This window comes from Kutzneria sp. NPDC052558 (assembly GCF_044547355.1).
Taxonomy (GTDB): domain Bacteria; phylum Actinomycetota; class Actinomycetes; order Mycobacteriales; family Pseudonocardiaceae; genus Kutzneria.
Genome location: NZ_JBIUAG010000048.1, coordinates 26,685 through 43,642 on the forward strand (window position 1 = coordinate 26,685; position 16,958 = coordinate 43,642).

Sequence of the window (16,958 nt, forward strand, 5' to 3'; positions counted from 1 at the left end):
AGATCAAGGGACCGATCCTGACGTTCAACGTCAGGAAGGGCCCCTTCCTCGCGTTGAACGAGAGTAAGGGGCCCTTCATGACATCAGCCGTCGGGGACTAGGCGGCGCCGGAGTCGGTGGTGGACGGGCCCGCGGCCTGCGGGTCGTCCAGCCGGTACCGGCGGGTGGCCTCGACCACGTTGGCGTGGTCCACCTCGCCGCGCTGGGCCAGCGCGGTCAGGACGGCCACCGCGATCGACTGCGCGTCCACCAGGAAGTGGCGGCGGGCCGCCGGCCTGGTGTCGGAGAAGCCGAAGCCGTCCGTGCCCAGCGACACCATGTCGGTCGGCACCCACGGGCGGATCAGGTCCGGCACCGCGCGCATGTAGTCCGACACCGCCACGACCGGGCCGGCCGCCTCGGACAGCACCTGCGTCACGTACGGCACCCGCGGCTCGGCCTCGGGGTGCAGCATGTTGTGCCGGTCCACCTCCACGGCCTCGCGGCGCAGCTCCGCCCACGAGGTCGCCGACCACACATCGGCCTGCACGCCCCACTCCTCGGCCAGCAGGGCCTGGGCCCGCATGGCGTCGGGCATGGTGACGCCGGAGACCAGGATCTGCGCCCGCGGGCCGGTCACGCCGGGAGCCGTGGCGTAGCGGTACAGACCGCGCAGCAGGCCCTCGACGTCCAGGTGCTCCGGCTCGGCCGGCTGCTGCACCGGCTCGTTGTAGATCGTCAGGTAGTAGAAGACGTTCTCGGCGTTGTCGCCGTACATCCGCCGCAGGCCGTCCTTGACGATGTGCGCGATCTCGAACGCCCAGGCCGGGTCGTAGGCCACGACCGCGGGGTTGGTCGCCGCCAGCAGCAGCGAATGGCCGTCGGCGTGCTGCAGGCCCTCGCCGGTCAGCGTGGTGCGGCCGGCGGTGGCGCCGAGCACGAAGCCCCGGGCCATCTGGTCGGCGGCCGCCCACAGGCCGTCGCCGGTGCGCTGGAAGCCGAACATCGAGTAGAAGATGTAGATCGGGATCATCGGCTCGCCGTGGGTGGCGTACGAGGTGCCGACCGCGGTGAACGACGCGGTGGAGCCGGCCTCGTTGATGCCCTCGTGCAGGATCTGCCCGTGCTCGCTCTCCTTGTAGGCCAGCATCAGCTTGGCGTCCACGGAGGTGTAGAGCTGCCCGTGCGGGTTGTAGATCTTCTGCGACGGGAACATGGCGTCCATGCCGAAGGTCCGCGCCTCGTCCGGGATGATCGGCACGATCCGGCCGCCGATCTCCTGGTCCTTGATCAGGTCCTTGATCAGCCGGACGATGGCCATGGTGGTGGCCACCTCCTGCTTGCCAGAGCCCTTGCGGATCGTGTCGTAGACCTTGTCGCCCGGCAGCACCAGCGCCGTGGACTTGCCGCGCCGCTCCGGCACGAAGCCGCCCAGCTGGCGGCGGCGCTCCAGCACGTACTGGATCTCCGGCGAGTCCGGCCCCGGGTGGTAGTACGGCGGCAGGTACGGGTCGCGCTCGAGGTCGGCGTCGCTGATCGGGATGCGCAGCTCGTCCCGGAAGAGCTTGAGGTCCTCCAGGGTCATCTTCTTCATCTGGTGCGTGGCGTTGCGGCCGGCGAAGTGCGGGCCCAGGCCGTAGCCCTTGATGGTCTTGGCCAGGATGACCGTGGGCTGGCCGTTGTGCTCGGTGGCCGCCTTGTACGCCGCGTACACCTTGCGGTAGTCGTGGCCGCCGCGCTTGAGGTTCCAGATGTCCTGGTCGCTCATCGGCGCGACCAGCTCCTTGGTGCGCGGGTCGCGCCCGAAGAAGTGCTCACGCACGTAGGCGCCGTCGTTGGCCTTGTAGGTCTGGTAGTCGCCGTCCGGCGTGGTGTTCATCAGGTTGATCAGCGCGCCGTCGCGGTCGGCGTGCAGCAGGGCGTCCCACTCGCGGCCCCAGACCACCTTGATCACGTTCCAGCCGGCGCCCCGGAAGAACGCCTCCAGCTCCTGGATGATCTTGCCGTTGCCCCGGACCGGGCCGTCCAGCCGCTGGAGGTTGCAGTTGATCACGAAGGTGAGGTTGTCCAGGCCCTCGTTGGCGGCCACGTGGATCAGGCCGCGCGACTCCGCCTCGTCCATCTCGCCGTCGCCGAGGAACGCCCACACGTGCTGCTGGTCGGTGTCCTTGATGCCGCGGTCGCGCAGGTAGCGGTTGAACCGCGCCTGGTAGATCGCGTTCATCGGGCCAAGGCCCATCGAGACGGTCGGGAACTCCCAGAAGTCCGGCATCAGCCGCGGGTGCGGGTAGGACGGCAGGCCGCCGCCCGGGCCGGCGTGCGAGTACTCCTGGCGGAAGCCGTCCAGGTGCTCGGCCGACAGCCGGCCCTCCAGGAACGCGCGGGCGTACATGCCCGGCGAGGCGTGGCCCTGGAAGTAGACCTGGTCGCCGCCGCCCGGGTGGTCCTTGCCGCGGAAGAACCAGTTGAAGCCGACCTCGTACAGCGTCGCCGAGGACGCGTAGGTGGAGATGTGCCCGCCCACGCCGACGCCCGGACGCTGCGCGCGGTGCACCGTCATGGCCGCGTTCCAGCGGATCCACGCCCGGTACCGGCGCTCGGTCTCCTCGTCGCCCGGGAACCAGGGCTCCTGCTCGGTCGGAATGGTGTTGACGTAGTCCGTGCTGGTCAGCGACGGCACGCCCACCCGGCTCTCGCGGGCTCGCTCCAGCAGCCGCAGCATCAGATACCGGGCGCGCTGCTGCCCGGCGCCCTTCAGCACGCCGTCGAAGGACTCAAGCCACTCCGCGGTCTCATCGGGGTCGATGTCCGGGAGGTGGGCGGCGAGGCCGTCGCGGATGACCCGGACCCGCTCCGGGGGGCTCGCACTGCCAGCGCCGTTGCTCTGCGGGGCCAAGGGGTCTCCTCGCCTGGTGTTGTCGACAGGTTCACGTCCATCCTCCCTCATTCGGCGCTCGCTGATCCCTAAGACTCCGTGCTACCGGTCGGTAGCTCCCTCGCGCGCGCGTATAGGAGGTATGTAGAGCCTGCCTGATGCCCCGAACGGGTGGCAAAGCGGGGTCGAATCCCGAGCTCGTCTTCGGTGTGTCACGGTGTGGGTGGTTGCGCAGGTGGGCACCCTCAGTGTTCGCTGTGCGCGACCGGTGTTGAATACAGGTGTGGCGGCTGAACCCAGTCGCCCTACTGGCATAGCTTGGAGGAGTGGAAGCCGTGGTGGCCGCGGGAGACGCTGGCAAGGTCGGCGTCGCCGACAGGCTCGGGATCGAGCCGGACATGGTGGTCCAGGAGATCGGCTGGGACGAGGACGTCGACGACGACGTGCGTGCCGCGATCGAGGAACGGATCGGCAGTGACCTGCTCGACGAGGAGTCGGACGAGGTCGTCGACGTCGTTCTGCTGTGGTGGCGGGAAAGCGATGGAGACCTGGTCGACACGCTGATGGACGTGACCGGTCCGCTCGCCGAGGACGGCGTCATCTGGGTGCTGACTCCCAAGACGGGGCGCCCCGGCTACGTCGAGCCCAGCGACATCGCCGAAGCGGTGCCCACCGCCGGACTCGCCCAGACCCTCAACGCGAGCGTCGGCGAGGACTGGGCGGGCATCAAGCTCGTGTCGCCGAAGTCGGCCAAGGCCAAGCGCTGAGCTCTCCCTCCCGGTGGCATAGGCTTGGCGGGTAACTGCCGAGCCCACCGGGAGGTAGCGCGAGCATGGCGCTGGAAGTCGGTACCCAGGCCCCTGACTTCACGCTCAAGGACGCCAACAGGGAAGACGTGACCCTGTCGTCGTACCGCGGCGAGAAGAACGTGCTGCTGGTGTTCTACCCGTTCGCCTTCAGCGGCATCTGCACCGGCGAGCTCTGCCAGGTGCGGGACGAGTTGGCCGAGTACCAGAACGACGAGGTGCAGGTCATCGGCGTGTCCGTGGACACCCCGTTCAGCCTGAAGGCGTGGGCGGAGAAGGAGGGCTACTCCTTCCCGCTGCTGTCCGACTTCTGGCCGCACGGAGCCACCGCCCAGGCCTACGACGTGTTCAACGACAAGGCCGGCATGGCCTTGCGTGGCACGTACCTGATCGACAAGCAGGGCGTCATCCGCTTCGCCGAGGCCAACCAGCCCGGCGAGGCCCGCGACCAGGACCAGTGGAAGCGGGCCCTCAAGGCGCTCTGAGACGCAACGCACGCCACCCGGCCGCGGACTTCCGCCCCGGGTGGCGTTGCTTCCCTCCGCGACAGCGCAGCCGAGTGGAGGACGACCGTCAAGGCTCGCGTTCGTCGGGTTTGCGATGGCGCAGCCGAGCCGGCGTTGCGATGGCGCAGCCGAGCCCGGGCGTGCGATGGCGGAGCCGAGCCCTGGGGGTGTGGGGGCGGAGCTCCCGCGTCGGGGGTCTGGGGGTCGTCCCCCAGAACGGAGGACGACCGACAAGGCCCGCGCTTTCCGCGGGCATGCGTCGCCTGAGGGAGTGGGCACAGCAGGTTTCGAACCTGCGACTCCCGCCTTGTAAGAGCGGTGCTCTACCACTGAGCTATGCGCCCCTGAACACGAGCATGAACGATACACGAGCCGGTGGCCGAGGTTCGCGGCATTCGTGCCGTGAACGATGTGACACGCAGCGGCCTGGCGTCTGTCGCGGCGGTGCGACCATGGGGCAACGGTCGGTGTGGCTATGGGAAGTCGCGGAGCAGTTCGGTCATGCGGTCGGCGCCGAACTGTAGGGCGCTGGCGGGGATGCGTTCGTCGGCGCTGTGTGAGAGCCCGCGGTGTTCTGGGCTTTCGGGCAGGCGCTGCGGGAGCCAGCCGTAGCAGTGGATGCCGAGCCGGCTGTATTGGGCGGCCTCGGTGGAGCCGGGCGTCAGCACGGGCAGTGGCACGGCGTCGGGGTCGGCCTTGGTGAGGATTTCCACGAGCCGGTTGTAGAACGGCCCGAATTCGGACTTGGCGTTGTCGGGCAGTGGGTCCTCGTGCAGCACCTCGACCTGGGCGGATCCGGTGAAGGTGCGCAGTTCGGCGAGGAAGGCCTCGGTGCCGCATCCGGGCAGCAGCCGGCAGTCGATGTCGGTCCTGACCCGGGCGGGCGTACGGTCGGCGGCCCTGTCGGTGTGGATCGCGACGGGGTTGGCGGTGTTGCGCATCAGCGAGTCGATGAACAGCGCCTGGGGCAGCGGCAGGCTGGCCGGCACCCGGTCGTTGGCGTGGTCGGTGCTGAGCCGGTGGACTGCGGCGGACAGGCTGTCGGGCAGGGCCGCGGCGAGGTCGTCGAGCATCCGCTCGACGACGGGTGTTCGGCGGCGGGCCAGCCGGGCGCCGGATAGCGCGGTGAGCAGCATGCCGAGCTGGGCCATGGGTGAGTCGGATGGCGCGAGCAGGGCGGCGTCGCCGTCGGCGCCGGCGATCGTGACCCGCACCAGGCAGGCCCGTTTCTCGGCGACGACGATCGGATGGAAGGCGACGGCGCCGGGCAGTCGGATGTCCGCATCGGCTTCCCGGCCGATCGCGCAGCGAATGCCGGTGAAAAGGTCGGCGTGTTCGTCGACGAGGTGCTTGGCGCCGAGTTTCCCGTTGGCCACCACGGCAAGCACCACGTCACCGGCCGGACGCTCGCCTTGGGCGTCCAACCGCAGCAGCGCGGCGATCATCATGGCCAGGCCGTGCTTGCCGCTCGCGGCCCTGCGGCCCCACACCGGTCCGTCGGCCGGTTCGGCGTCGAACGGCCCGTGCCGCCATAACTGCCCGTCGACGGGCGCGATGTCGGCGGTCCCGTGCAGCAGCAGCGGCCGTGCCGCGCCGCAGCCCGGGATCCGCAGCACGAGGCTGATATCGTCGGCGTGTTCGATCTCGACGCCGGACACTGTGGACAGGGCCGCGGCGACATGGTCGAGGCAGCCGGGGCCGGTGTCGATCTTGGTGAGCTCGCGGAGCAATCTGACCGGGTCGGCCTGCTCTTGGTCGGTCATCGCACTGTGCTTCCCGTCGGGGAGCGGTGCCCGGGGTGGGTGGTGTTCAGGGTCGTGTCCTTTGATCATATCGGCGTCCGTCGACAGCGTTCGACGCCGGGTCACGGCGAATGATGTCAGCGCGGTGAGGTCGCCACCAGTAGGGGAATCACCTGACAATACCGCGGCAACCGTGCAATTCGGACACTGGTCGACGATGTGAGCAGTGCGCACACGTCGGATAACTGGACAGCGGTTGCCCGGTTGCCGTCCAGCCGGGCAGCAGGATTTCCTCTTCGACACAGCGGTGTCGCCGCGAGCCGCCGGTGACGACATTGTCTGCCCGATACTGGCCGGATGGACGAGCCGGTGGTGTTCCGAATCGGTCTGGAGAAGCTCACGGCGCGGTTGAGCGTGCAGGCCGTGCAGCTCTACAAGCTCGCCGTCGAGTACCCCGCGTGGACACGGCAGCAGGCCGAGCGCGAGCTGGGAGTGGGCGCGACCGAACTCGAGGAGCTGATCACCACCCTGACCGACCTGCTGCTGCTGCGCCCGTCGCTGGACCCGGACCGCGAGTTCACCGCGGTCGGGCCGGACACCGCGACCGCCGAGCTGCTCACCGCCGAGGAGAACGAGATGCACCGCAGGCGGGCGGTGCACCAGCAGCTCAGGCGCGAACTGCTCGCGCTTCAGCCGACCTACTTCGAGGCGCGGCAGACCCGGCGCCGGGACGAGGCCATCGACGTGGTCGACGACGTCGGCATGGTCCGCCACCTGCTGGCCGACCAGGCTCGCAAGTGCGAGCGGGAGTTGCACATCGCGCACCCCGGCGGCGGCATGAACGAGGCCGGCCTCAGCCGCAGCCTCGCGCTGGACCTGATGATGCTCGACCGCGGCGTGGTGATGCACTCCGTGCTCCAGCACTGCACCCGGTCGCATGCGCCCACCCAGCGCTATGTCGCCGCCGTGACCGCTGCCGGTGCTCTGGTGCGCACCGCGCCGATCGTGCCCCGGCGCATCATCGTGTTCGACCGCGAGGTCGCCTTCCTGCCCACCGCGAGCGGCGACCCCGCCGACGGCGCCGTGCTGGTCCGCGAGCCCGCCGTGCTCAGCCACCTGTTGGACAGCTTCGACCTGCTGTGGCATTCCGGGCGGCAGTTCCCGGCCGAGCGCACCGAGGTGGCCGAGGACGAGTCCGAGGAGGCGGGGGAGGAGCTGACGCGGGCCATCCTGCGGCAGATGGCCGCGGGCGCCAAGGACGAGGTGATCGCTCGCCGGCTCGGCATCTCGGTGCGCACCTGCCGGCGGCACATCGCCACCCTGGCCGCCGATCTCGGCGCGCAGAGCCGATTTCAGGCCGGTGTGCTCGCGGAGCAGCGGGGTCTGCTCGACTGAACGGCCGGAGTCTGGGCACGTTGGCGGCGCCGACCGACGGTCGGCGCGACCTCGGCCCCGGGGCGACACGGTGGGCTGCCGAAGATCCGCCGCAGGTGGGTCTGCACGGTCTTGGGGGAGCAGGACGTGAAGGGACCGATCGGCGGTGGTCAAACCGGAAAACCGAGCCTTCGTCATGATCGCGCCGGCGCGGCGTGCCGCAGCCGGCGTGGATCGTCGGCGGGTCCGGTCGTGACGACCGGCGGCCCCCGCTCGGCCGCGATCCGGGCGAACTCGGCCAGCAGCCGAGTCTTGCCGACATCGGGCGGGCCGGACACCGTCACCGCAAGCCCGCCGGCGCGGATGTCGAGCTGTGTTGTCAGGGCGGCAAGTTCGCGGTGCTGACCGAGACAAGGCCGGGTTCGCCCCGCCGGTTCGGCGGGGCGAACTTCGGTCACCAGTCCGTGCCGCCCGGAATGCTCTTCGGTGGCGCGCAGGGATTGGTCGGCCGATCATTGTCGGCCGGCGTCGGTAAGGCATGAGCGGCGACCACCCGAGTCGCGGCGGGTGTCGACGCGGATGTCACCGGCGCCGCGTCCACCAGGGCCAACAGCACGCCGGCCGAAACCATTCGGGCGATTGCCGCGTGTGCCACCATCCGCTATACCTCCCCTGTCGGGACCCATCCGGTGAGGACGATGATGCCGTAACCGGTGGCTGCTCAGAAGAGGACGGGCGCGGCACAAGTTGCCAGGCGACTAGTGCCATCCCGTCAGGTCGAATGAGTGGCCAAGCGGGCACGTCTTGCGCGTGGAAATCCCCGGCGCTGTTGTCGGGGTTGACAGGCGATCCCGGGTTGGATAGCTGAATCACTTTCGGGTGACAAAGGCCGCCACGGACTAATGCCCATGGCGGCCGGTGTGGTGCTAACGGCGTATTGACGTCACCAGTCGGTGCCGCCGCCGGCCGGGCTGGTCTCGGCCGGCGAAGCGGCGGATGCGGTCGTGACCGCTGCGCCGGAAGCGGTGCGGTGCTCGGCCGCGGTGGCCGCGGTCGCGGTGCAGATGGCGAAAACGGCGCTGGCCAGGACGATGACGGCAAGACGCTTCTGCGACACGGTGTGCTCCTGTCATGTGGTGCTCGCCTCGACGAAAGCTCATCGGGCTCTTTCGCCGACAGCCGGCGTTGTGAGAACCATTCTTGGCGTGTTCTCTCGACCTTGGCCAGATGGTTGCGAGGCAAATAACCTGCATGGCAGCAAGTTACCTCCTGCCCCGGCTCGCAGGCCGTCCTCGCTGGTGGAGAGGCCATGGGAACTTGTTGTCAGGCACTTTGCTGAACGGTCGAAACCGTCGACACCGCATCGCCGGCCCCCGCACAATCGACCTCATTGCACCCGCCAGTGTCTCCCATTGAGAGGACCGCGATGATGTCGAGTATTCGCAGCATGGAAGGCATCGTCGGGCCGGTGGCCGAGCACGGCGCGAAACGGTCGATGCTGTCGCGGGCGCTGGCCATCCTCTGCCAGTTCGAGCCGACCGACCGCGCGCTGACCCTGACCGAGCTGTCCCGCCGCGCCCACCTGTCCAAACCCACAGCGTCCCGGCTGGTCACCGAGCTGGTGCAGTGGGGTCTGCTCGAACGCAGCGGCCGCCAGTTGCGGCTCGGCCAGCGGCTGTCCGTGCTCGGCTCGCGGGTGCCGCGTCACCGCGTGCTTCGCGATGCGGCCACCCCGGTGCTGATGCGGCTGCACGAGGTGACCGGCGGTTGCGCCTACTTGTCCGTGCGCGACGGTGACAGCGCGGTCCCGCTGGACCGCTTCGGCTGGCAGACGCCCGAGGGGCCGGTCCCGTCGAGCTGGGAGCGGATCATCGCCAGCGCGGCCATCCGGGCCATGGCGGCGTTCGACCGCCCGCTGCGTGCACTGTCCACTGTGGAGCAGCGGCGGCCCGTCGACCGCCAGCTCACCGCCATCCGCTCGCTCGGCTACGCCGTGGTGCAGCACGCCGATGGCGCGGACCGGGTGCTCGGCATCGCCTGTCCGGTGGTCCTGCCGGCCGCGGGCGCGGTCGCGGCGGTGTCGCTGGTCGACCTGGCCGATCGCTGTGCGGTCGGCACGGTCGCGCCGTCGCTGCGCGCGGCCGCGATCGCCATCGGCCGCGCGCTCAACGAGGCCGCCGACGTCGAATGGGTCAGCTGATGGCGCCGCTGAATTACGGACACAACAGCATGCCGGCGATGTCAACCGTTGTTTCGGGGTGCGGAAACATTGCGGTGAATGCGGGATCGACGATGTGGCCGCGTGCTAAGAATGTGGAGGATCGTGCCGGACGCAGTGAGCCGGCCGATGAGGTTGGCCCGCTCGACCGGGGTCTCTTCGGCGCGCACCACGCTCATCACGGCCTGCCGGCACGCCGACGGACTCGGACTTCCCTTGCACGGCAACGTCGTGCACCCCGCCGACGATGCGCTCACCGGTAAGGGCGAGCGCATCCTGGCCGCCCCGCGCCGACACGGCTGGCGGCCGTTGCACCGATTCGGGTTCGCGCCATTGGGGGACGTGTCATGACCTTTTCCGACCGCCTGGACTTCGACCTGCTCCGGGACCTGTTCGGCGTCGGCCCCGGGGAGAGCGACCGGGCGGTGATCCGGGCCGCGGCGAACATCTCCTCGCAGCTGCCGCAGCTGGTGATCTCCGTCGCCGCCAGGGAGGGCATGCCGATCGGCACCGGCAGCGCCGACGCGCTGCGCCGGGCCCGGGCCCGCGCCGACCACTACGACCTGCTGTACAAGGAGATCACCGCGGAAGTGCCGGCTCGCGTCCGCAAAGGACGGTCGATCGCCGCTTGCTACCCGCCGGACCTCGTGCGTTCGTCGGCCGACATCGACCTGCTGGTGCCGGACGAGGCCACGCTGTGGGCCGCGGCCCTGGCGGTGTGCGGCCGGGAGGACGTGGAGCGGATCGAGGTCGCGCTGATCCGGCACGGTGACCGCACGCACGTGGTGCTCGGCTTGGCCTGGCCGACCGAGGACCCGTTGCTGGACCGGGATCTCAGGGTGGAACTGAGCACGCTCGCGCTGGCCGGCGACCATCCGCGGGTGCCGCCTTCGCCCGACCTGCCGGCCGACGAGACGCTGGCCGACCTGCTGTGCATCGCCGACGAGCGGTTCTCGCGCGAGTTCACGGTGCGGGACGTGCTCGACACACTGATGGTGTTCGACCACCGGCCACCGCGACCGGACGAGTTGGCCAAGGCGGCGGCCGAGCGGGCGCCGGAGCTGGTGGAGCTCATGGAGAAGGCCCTCGCGGTGGCCGAGACGACGGTCCTGGCGGAGTGTGTCGCGGCATTACGCGCACCGGCCGACGCCGAGCTGCTCCGCCGTTCGCCCGCGCCGGCCGACACCCCGCGGGCCGTCGTTGAGCGGCTGGCGCGCGGCCTGCCGGTCTACGGGTTGCTGCTGCGCGAGACCCGGCGGGACTGGCCGGCGAGTCGCCTGCACGAGGTCGACGGCCTGCACCTGCTGTGCACGCCGATCGCCGACTTCCTGATGGTGGGCAGCGAACTTGTGGCCGAGGAGGACTACCACGCCGCGATGCGTGCACTGGAGGTGTGCCAGCCATGAGCTACGCGGTCCAGACCCGGGCGCTGCGCCGGGTGTTCGGCGCTCGGGGCGAAGTCGTCGCACTGGACTCGGTCGACCTGTCCGTGCGGGCCGGCGAGGTGCGCGGCCTGCTCGGGCCGAACGGCGTGGGCAAGACCACGCTGTGCAAGATCGTGTAGCTCGTGCTTCACCGGCGCCGGTCCGCAGTGTGCGTGGTCATCTCGTGCTGCGTTGTCGGTCGAGGCGCAGGACCTCGTCGAGCGTCGCCGTGGTGGGCAGCCCGGCAAGGCGGTGCGCCACCCGGGCGACGGCGACCTCCCGGTGCTCGGCGTCCAGGTCGTCGGCGATCGCGACCGTCGCCTGGGTGTGCAGGTCGGCCAGGAAAGCCCCGAGGTACGCCGAGAACGCCGACCGGCCGGTCAGCCGCGCCGGGCCGCCGCCGGCCTCGTACGCGGCCAGCGTGGCCGCGATGCCCTCCGTGTCGACCTGATCGCCTACGACGTGCCAGTTCATCAAGGCGGCCGCCAACTCCTGCTCGGCCAGCGCCGGCCCGGTGTTGTCCCAGTCGATCAGCACCAGGTCGCCGGCCGGGGTGCGCATGACATTGCTCGGCACGATGTCCTGGTGGCACATCACCCAGTCGTCCCGGCCGGCCGGCGCCACCAGCGTGGCCAGCTCGGTGATCCGGGGCAGCGCCCGGGCCAGGTCGTCGGCCCACCGAACCCGCTGGCGGCGCAGCGCCGCCAGCAGGTCGTCCCAGCTCTCCGGCGGCGACTCGAACCGGGTGTCCGGCTCGCCGACCACCGCGTTCGGCAGCCGGTGCAGCCGGCTCAGGGTCTGCCCGAGCCACCGCGCCGCCCCGTCCGGGCCGGCCAGCAGCTCGCCCTCGATCCACCCGAACAGGCGGACCAGGCCGCCGTCGGGGAGATGGCACAGGTAGTCGCCATCGGTGGTGGGGAAGCTCTCCGGGCTCAGCACGCCCACGTCACGGGCGGCGGACTCGAAGGCCACCTGCGCGCGGATCTGCCCCTCGTCGTGGTCGGTGGGCCAGAACAGCTCCTTCAGCGCGTACGGGCCGTCAGCGGTCTCCAGCCGCCACACGCGCCCGCACAGCCCCCGGGCCGCCGGCGCCGCCGCGAACTCCGTGCCGCGGAGCCCGAACCGGTCGCCGATGATCGCTGCCGTGACGGTGGACGGCGCCAGCGGTCCGGGCGGCGTCACGAGGACTGCACCAGCGCGGTCGCCATGGACCGCACAGTCGGGTAGTCGAACACCATGTCCACGGTAATCGGACCGTCCATTCGAGCCCGGACCCGGGACACCAGCCGCAGCGCGAGCAGCGAGTGCCCGCCCAGCATGAAGAAATCGTCCTCCGGTCCGACGGCGTCCCGGCTGAGCACCTCCGACCAGATCGCGGCCAGCTCCGACTCGGCGTCCGACAGCGGCTCCACCTCGGCCGGGGCCGTGGCGGCGACGGCCGGGTCCGGCTCGGGCAGCGCCGACCGGTCGAGCTTGCCGTTGGCGGACAACGGGATCCGCTCCAACGTGGCGAACACCGGCGGCACCATGTACGCCGGCAGCCGGGCGGCCAGGTGCTCGGTCAGTTCCGCCGCGTCGACCCGGCCGTCAGCGGGCACGACGTAGCCGACCAGCTGCTCGCCGCGCGGTTCGACCACGCAGTCGGCGACCGACGGGTGCGCGTGGAGCACCTGTTCGATCTCCGGCAGCTCGATCCGGTAGCCGTGCAGCTTGATCTGCCGGTCCACCCGGTGCAGAAACTCCAGCTGACCGTCCACGCGCAGCCGGACGACGTCGCCGGTGCGGTAGAAACGGCCCTCCGGCAGCTCGACGAACCGCTCGGCGGTCAGCTCCGGCGACGTGTAGCCGGCCGCGACACCCGTGCCGCCGATGTAGAGCTGGCCGGGCAGCCCGGCCGGCACCGGCCGCAACCCGTCGTCCAGGACCTGCACGACGGTGTTGGCCAGCGGCGTCCCGATCGGCACCGGCGACTCGCCGCCCAGCACCTGGTACGCCGTCGACCAGATCGTGGTTTCGGTGGGGCCGTACAGGTTCCACACCTTGTCGGCCCGCTCGACCAGCTCGGCCGCCAAGTCCGCGGGCATCGCCTCGCCGCCGCACAGCACGGTGAACCGGTTGGCCGGCCACCACTTCGCCTCGACCAGCAGCCGCCACGTCATCGGCGTGGCCTGCATCGCCGTCACCGCGTGCCGGGCCAGCAGCCCGACAAGCGCCTCACCGTCCGAAGTGGACTTCTCGTCGGCCACGACGACGTGACCGCCGCACACCAGCGGCAGCAGCATCTCCAGCACGGAGATGTCGAACGCCGGCGTGGTCACCGCCAGCAGCGTGTCGGCCGATCCGAAACCGACCCGGTCCCGCATCGACACCAGCAACCCGGCCAGCGCCTTGTGCCGCACCCGCACGCCCTTCGGCTTGCCGGTGGAGCCGGAGGTGTACAGCACGTACGCCTCGCGGTCGGGATCGGCGGCCACCACCGGCGCGGGGCCGGCCGGTCCGTCGACGAACTCCTTGCGGTAGCCGGGGAACTGGCCGCCGAGCTCCGGTGTCGTGACGATGATCTGCACGCCGGCGTCGTTCAGCACGAACTGTCGCCGAGCCGCCGGGTGCCGGTGGTCGAGCGGCGTGAACGCGGCACCGGTCAGGAGAATGCCCAGCAGGCCGACCACCGACGCCACCGACCGGTCGACGCACAGCCCGACCCGGCTGCCCGGGCCGACGCCCTGCGCCGCCAGCCGCCCGGCCAGTCCGGACGCCTGCGCGTGCAGGTCGGCGTAGGTCAGCATGCGGCCGGCCGAGGTGACGGCGGGGGAGCCCGGGCGCTGCTCGACCTGCTGACGGATCAGCGCCAGCACGTCGTCCTCGGCCGGGAAGGGCTGCTGGGGAGCAATGGACGTGATGGCCGCGAGGTCGGCGTCGGTCAGCATCGACAGGTCGTCGACCGGGGTCTGCGGCGACGTGATGGCCGCGGAGAGCAGCTGCTGGTAGTGGGCGACTAGCCGCTCGGCGGCGTCGGCCGGGATCAGGTCGGTGTTGTACTCCCACATCAGCGCCAGCTGCTCCCGGTCACCCGGGTCACCGGTCCGGCGCAGCTGCTCGGCGCGGGGGATGACCACGATGTTCAGGTCGAACTTGGCGCTGCCGTTGTTGTGCTCGGTGAGGTAGCCACGCGCGCCGGGCCAGTCGAACGCCGGCACGGGCGAGTCGTGGAAGCTGAAACAGGTCTGCACCAACGGGTTCCGGCTCGGGTCGCGGGGCAGGTCGAGCTCGCGGACCACGTCCTCGAAGGGGGCCTCGCCGTGCGCCAGCGCCTCCAACACGGTGTCGCGGGTCTGCGTGAGCAGATCGTGGAAGGTCGTCTGCGAGGCCAGCTTCAGCCGCAGGCCGACCATGTTGACCAGCATGCCGAGCAGGTGCTCGGTCTCGCGGTGGTCCCGGTTGGCCAGCCAGGAGCCGATGGTCAGGTCCCGGACGCCGCTGTAGCGGTTCATCAGCAGCGTGAACGCGGAGAACATGACCGTGAACAGGGAAACGCCGGTGGACCGGCTGAACTCGCGCAGCCGCGCGTACAGCTCGTCGGGCAACGTGATCCGCATGGCCTTGCCGTTGAACGTCTGCTTGGCCGGCCGCGGGCGGCTGACCGCCAGATCGAACGTGGTCGAGCCGGCCAGCTGCCCCTTCCAGTACGGGAGCACCTTCTCCCGCCGCAGCGCGTAGCGCTCCCGCTGCCAGCCGGCGAAGTCGGCGAACTGGATCGGCAGGTCGGCCAGGGCCGGCTCACGGCCCTCGGCCCATGCCTCGTACAGCTCGCAGATCTCCCGCCAGAACACGGAAACCGACCAGCCGTCATGCACCAGGTGGTGCTCGGTCTCCACCAGGGCCCAGTCGTCCTCGGCCAGGCGGATCAGCGTCCACACGGCCAGCGGGCCGACGGCCAGGTCGAAGTTGCGCGCGAACTCGTCGCGCAGCGCCGCGGCCAGCGCCTCCTCGCGCTGCTCCACCGGCACGTCCCGCAGGTCGCGCTGGTGCAGCGGCACTTCGGTCGGCTCGTGCACCACCTGCACGGGGCCGTTCTCGGTGTGGTGGAAGGTGGTGCGCAGGATCTCGTGCCGGCGTGTCACCTCGGTGAGCGCCCGCTGGATCAGGTCGGGGCGCAGCGTGCCGGTGAACCGGATGCTGCACTGGAAGTGGTACGCCCGGTTGCCGCCGGCCAGCTGGTCGAGGAACAGCACCTGCTCCTGGCCGAAGGACACCGGCAGCGCGCGGTCGCGGGGCCGAGGCGCCAGCGCGGGTTCGGACGCCGCGCGGGCCGCCGGCAGCTCGCCCAGTGCCGCTGCCATCTTCGCGATCGTGTTGTGCTTCAACGCCAGGCCGGTCGGGGCGTCCACGTCGAGCAGCCGCCGGATCCGGGTCACCAGCTGCACTGACAGCAGCGAATTGCCGCCCAGCTCGAAGAAGTTGGCGTTGCGGTCGGCGATCGGCCGGCCGAGCAGGTCGGCCAGGATGTCGGCCAGCACCAGCTCGGTGCCCGGCCGCGGCGGCTCGCCGCTGCCCGTGCCGCGGCCGGCTTGTCGCACCAGCGCGGCCCGGTCGATTTTTCCGTTGCTGTTCAACGGGAAGCTCTCCAGCACGTGCACGCGCTGCGGCACCATGTAGCGCGGCAGCCGAGTCGTGAGCTCGGCGGTGAGAGCGTCTTCGTCGACGGGGCCGGTGACGAACGCGACGATGCGGTCCAGTGCCGTCGCCGGGCCGAGCGCGACCGCGACGGCCTGCGTGACGCCGAGGTCCTGCAACACGGCCTCGATCTCGCCCAGTTCCACCCGGAAGCCGTGGATCTTGACTTGCCGGTCGCGGCGGCCGAGGAACTCCAGCGTCCCATCAGGACGGTTGCGGGCCCGGTCGCCGGTGCGGTACATGCGAATCCCGAGCGTCGGGTGCTCGATGAAGCTGGCGGCCGTCTGCGCCGGGTCACGCCAGTAGCCCCGGGCCAGGCCGGTGCCGGTGATGTACAGGTCCGCCGCGGTGTCGTCGGGAACCGGGGACAGCGACTCGTCCAGCAGGAAGTAGCCCTCGCCCGGCAGCGGCTCGCCGTAGGGGATGCTGTGCCAGCTCGGGTCGACCGCGCCGATCTCGTAGACCAGTGAGTTGATGGACGTCTCGGTCGCGCCGCCCATGCTGACCACGTGCGCCCGCAGGAAGTGGCCGCGGACGCGGTCCGGCAGGGCCACCGGGATCCAGTCGCCGCTCAGCACGGCCAGCCGCAGCGCCGTCGGCGCGGGCTCCCCGGACTCGTCCAACCAGGACACGAGCATCTCCAGCAGCGCCGGCACGGTGTGCCAGAGGCTGACGCCGTGCTCGCGCATCAGGTCGGCCCAGTGCGCCGGGTCGGCCGCGCGGTCGGCGTCGGGGATGACGATCGCGCCGCCGGCCGTGAGCGGGCCGAAGATCTCGTACACGGACAGGTCGAAGCTCAGCGCGGTCAACGCGATGGACCGGTCATCGGGGCCGACGCCGAACCGGCGGTTGATCTCCAGCACGGTGTCGGCGACGCCGCCGTGCTCGACCATGACACCCTTGGGCGTGCCGGTGGAACCCGAGGTGAACATGACGTAGGCCAGGCTGTCGCGGCCGCCGTCGGCCGGCCCGGCCGGGGCGAGCGGCACATCGTCCACAGTGGACAAGGTGACGCCGTCCGGCCAGTCGATCTCCAGCAGCGACGGCTGGGTCAGCACCTGCGAGCACTCGCCGAGCTCGACCAGTTGCCGCAGTCGGGCTGCCGGCAGGTCGACCGACAGCGGCAGGTACGCCGCGCCGGCCTTGAGCACGCCGAGCACGGCGACGATCTGCCGCCAGCCCTTGTCGATCGCGACCGCGACCAGCTCCTCCGGGCGCACCGCGCCACGCAGCCGGGCGGCCACGCCGTTGGCCATGCCGTCCAGCTCGGCGTAGCTGAGGGTGCGCTCCGACGTGATCACCGCGGGGGCGTGCGGCCGGCTGTGCGCCGTCGCCGCCACGAGTTCGTGCAGTGTCATCA

General features: G+C 70.8%; 13 protein-coding genes and 1 tRNA gene. 7 read left to right on the forward strand and 7 right to left on the reverse strand.

The window, feature by feature from the left end:
• Positions 1–97 precede the first annotated feature (97 nt).
• Positions 98–2,875 carry a pyruvate dehydrogenase (acetyl-transferring), homodimeric type gene (gene aceE, locus ACIG5F_RS45500; protein ID WP_396526497.1) on the reverse strand — a complete coding sequence of 926 codons (2,778 nt, stop codon included), beginning with the start codon at positions 2,873–2,875 and terminating at the stop codon, positions 98–100.
• A 314-nt stretch (positions 2,876–3,189) separates the two neighbouring features.
• On the opposite strand from aceE, the gene ACIG5F_RS45505 reads away from it, so the two are divergent.
• Both ACIG5F_RS45505 and ACIG5F_RS45510 read left to right on the forward strand, forming a co-directional pair.
• Positions 3,190–3,621, forward strand: a complete 432-nt coding sequence (locus ACIG5F_RS45505) for a DUF3052 domain-containing protein (RefSeq protein WP_396526525.1) — start codon at positions 3,190–3,192, stop codon at positions 3,619–3,621.
• A 65-nt stretch (positions 3,622–3,686) separates the two neighbouring features.
• Positions 3,687–4,145 (forward strand): peroxiredoxin, encoded by a 459-nt coding sequence (locus ACIG5F_RS45510; RefSeq protein WP_396526498.1) that lies wholly within the window; start codon positions 3,687–3,689, stop codon positions 4,143–4,145.
• A gap of 293 nt (positions 4,146–4,438) precedes the next feature.
• On the opposite strand, the gene ACIG5F_RS45515 is transcribed toward ACIG5F_RS45510, so the two are convergent.
• Both ACIG5F_RS45515 and ACIG5F_RS45520 read right to left on the reverse strand, forming a co-directional pair.
• A tRNA-Val gene (locus tag ACIG5F_RS45515) sits at positions 4,439–4,510 on the reverse strand.
• 129 nt (positions 4,511–4,639) lie between these two features.
• The gene (locus ACIG5F_RS45520) at positions 4,640–5,929 is read right to left on the reverse strand and encodes a M20/M25/M40 family metallo-hydrolase (protein WP_396526499.1); all 1,290 of its coding nucleotides are present in this window, start codon (positions 5,927–5,929) and stop codon (positions 4,640–4,642) included.
• Positions 5,930–6,265: 336 nt separating this feature from the next.
• Here ACIG5F_RS45520 and ACIG5F_RS45525 point away from each other — a divergent pair, with 336 nt between their 5' ends.
• Positions 6,266–7,303 (forward strand): LuxR C-terminal-related transcriptional regulator, encoded by a 1,038-nt coding sequence (locus ACIG5F_RS45525; protein ID WP_396526500.1) that lies wholly within the window; start codon positions 6,266–6,268, stop codon positions 7,301–7,303.
• Between the two features lie 173 nt (positions 7,304–7,476).
• Here ACIG5F_RS45525 and ACIG5F_RS45530 read toward each other — a convergent pair whose 3' ends face one another.
• Entirely contained in the window at positions 7,477–7,740 is a 264-nt protein-coding gene (locus tag ACIG5F_RS45530) for a hypothetical protein (RefSeq protein ID WP_396526501.1), read from the reverse strand.
• A gap of 485 nt (positions 7,741–8,225) precedes the next feature.
• Positions 8,226–8,399, reverse strand: a complete 174-nt coding sequence (locus ACIG5F_RS45535; RefSeq protein ID WP_396526502.1) for a hypothetical protein — start codon at positions 8,397–8,399, stop codon at positions 8,226–8,228.
• Between the two features lie 330 nt (positions 8,400–8,729).
• On the opposite strand from ACIG5F_RS45535, the gene ACIG5F_RS45540 reads away from it, so the two are divergent.
• From ACIG5F_RS45540 to ACIG5F_RS45555, 4 genes are all read left to right on the forward strand, one after another.
• On the forward strand, positions 8,730–9,482 hold the full coding sequence (locus ACIG5F_RS45540) for a helix-turn-helix domain-containing protein (protein ID WP_396526503.1): 753 nt from the start codon (positions 8,730–8,732) through the stop codon (positions 9,480–9,482).
• A 123-nt stretch (positions 9,483–9,605) separates the two neighbouring features.
• Entirely contained in the window at positions 9,606–9,851 is a 246-nt protein-coding gene (locus ACIG5F_RS45545) for a hypothetical protein (RefSeq protein WP_396526504.1), read from the forward strand.
• Positions 9,848–10,906, forward strand: a complete 1,059-nt coding sequence (locus ACIG5F_RS45550; protein WP_396526505.1) for a hypothetical protein — start codon at positions 9,848–9,850, stop codon at positions 10,904–10,906. Before ACIG5F_RS45545 ends, ACIG5F_RS45550 begins: the two co-directional genes overlap by 4 nt.
• A complete protein-coding gene (locus tag ACIG5F_RS45555; RefSeq protein ID WP_396526506.1) occupies positions 10,903–11,064 on the forward strand; it encodes an ATP-binding cassette domain-containing protein in 162 nt (53 codons plus the stop codon). The genes ACIG5F_RS45550 and ACIG5F_RS45555 overlap by 4 nt, the downstream gene beginning before the upstream one ends.
• Positions 11,065–11,101: 37 nt before the next feature.
• On the opposite strand, the gene ACIG5F_RS45560 is transcribed toward ACIG5F_RS45555, so the two are convergent.
• On the reverse strand, positions 11,102–12,106 hold the full coding sequence (locus tag ACIG5F_RS45560) for a phosphotransferase enzyme family protein (RefSeq protein WP_396526507.1): 1,005 nt from the start codon (positions 12,104–12,106) through the stop codon (positions 11,102–11,104).
• Positions 12,103–16,956 carry an amino acid adenylation domain-containing protein gene (locus tag ACIG5F_RS45565; RefSeq protein ID WP_396526508.1) on the reverse strand — a complete coding sequence of 1,618 codons (4,854 nt, stop codon included), beginning with the start codon at positions 16,954–16,956 and terminating at the stop codon, positions 12,103–12,105. The genes ACIG5F_RS45560 and ACIG5F_RS45565 overlap by 4 nt, the downstream gene beginning before the upstream one ends.
• Positions 16,957–16,958 lie beyond the last annotated feature (2 nt).

Excerpts from the sequence above, each read along its gene's own strand:
- ACIG5F_RS45525 (WP_396526500.1), top strand. The coding sequence starts at position 6,266 with ATGGACGAGCCGGTGGTGTTCCGAATCGGTCTGGAGAAGCTCACGGCG.
- ACIG5F_RS45520 (WP_396526499.1), bottom strand. The coding sequence starts at position 5,929 with ATGACCGACCAAGAGCAGGCCGACCCGGTCAGATTGCTCCGCGAGCTC.
- ACIG5F_RS45550 (WP_396526505.1), top strand. The coding sequence starts at position 9,848 with ATGACCTTTTCCGACCGCCTGGACTTCGACCTGCTCCGGGACCTGTTC.
- ACIG5F_RS45565 (WP_396526508.1), bottom strand. The coding sequence starts at position 16,956 with ATGACACTGCACGAACTCGTGGCGGCGACGGCGCACAGCCGGCCGCAC.
- ACIG5F_RS45540 (WP_396526503.1), top strand. The coding sequence starts at position 8,730 with ATGGAAGGCATCGTCGGGCCGGTGGCCGAGCACGGCGCGAAACGGTCG.
- ACIG5F_RS45555 (WP_396526506.1), top strand. The coding sequence starts at position 10,903 with ATGAGCTACGCGGTCCAGACCCGGGCGCTGCGCCGGGTGTTCGGCGCT.
- ACIG5F_RS45510 (WP_396526498.1), top strand. The coding sequence starts at position 3,687 with ATGGCGCTGGAAGTCGGTACCCAGGCCCCTGACTTCACGCTCAAGGAC.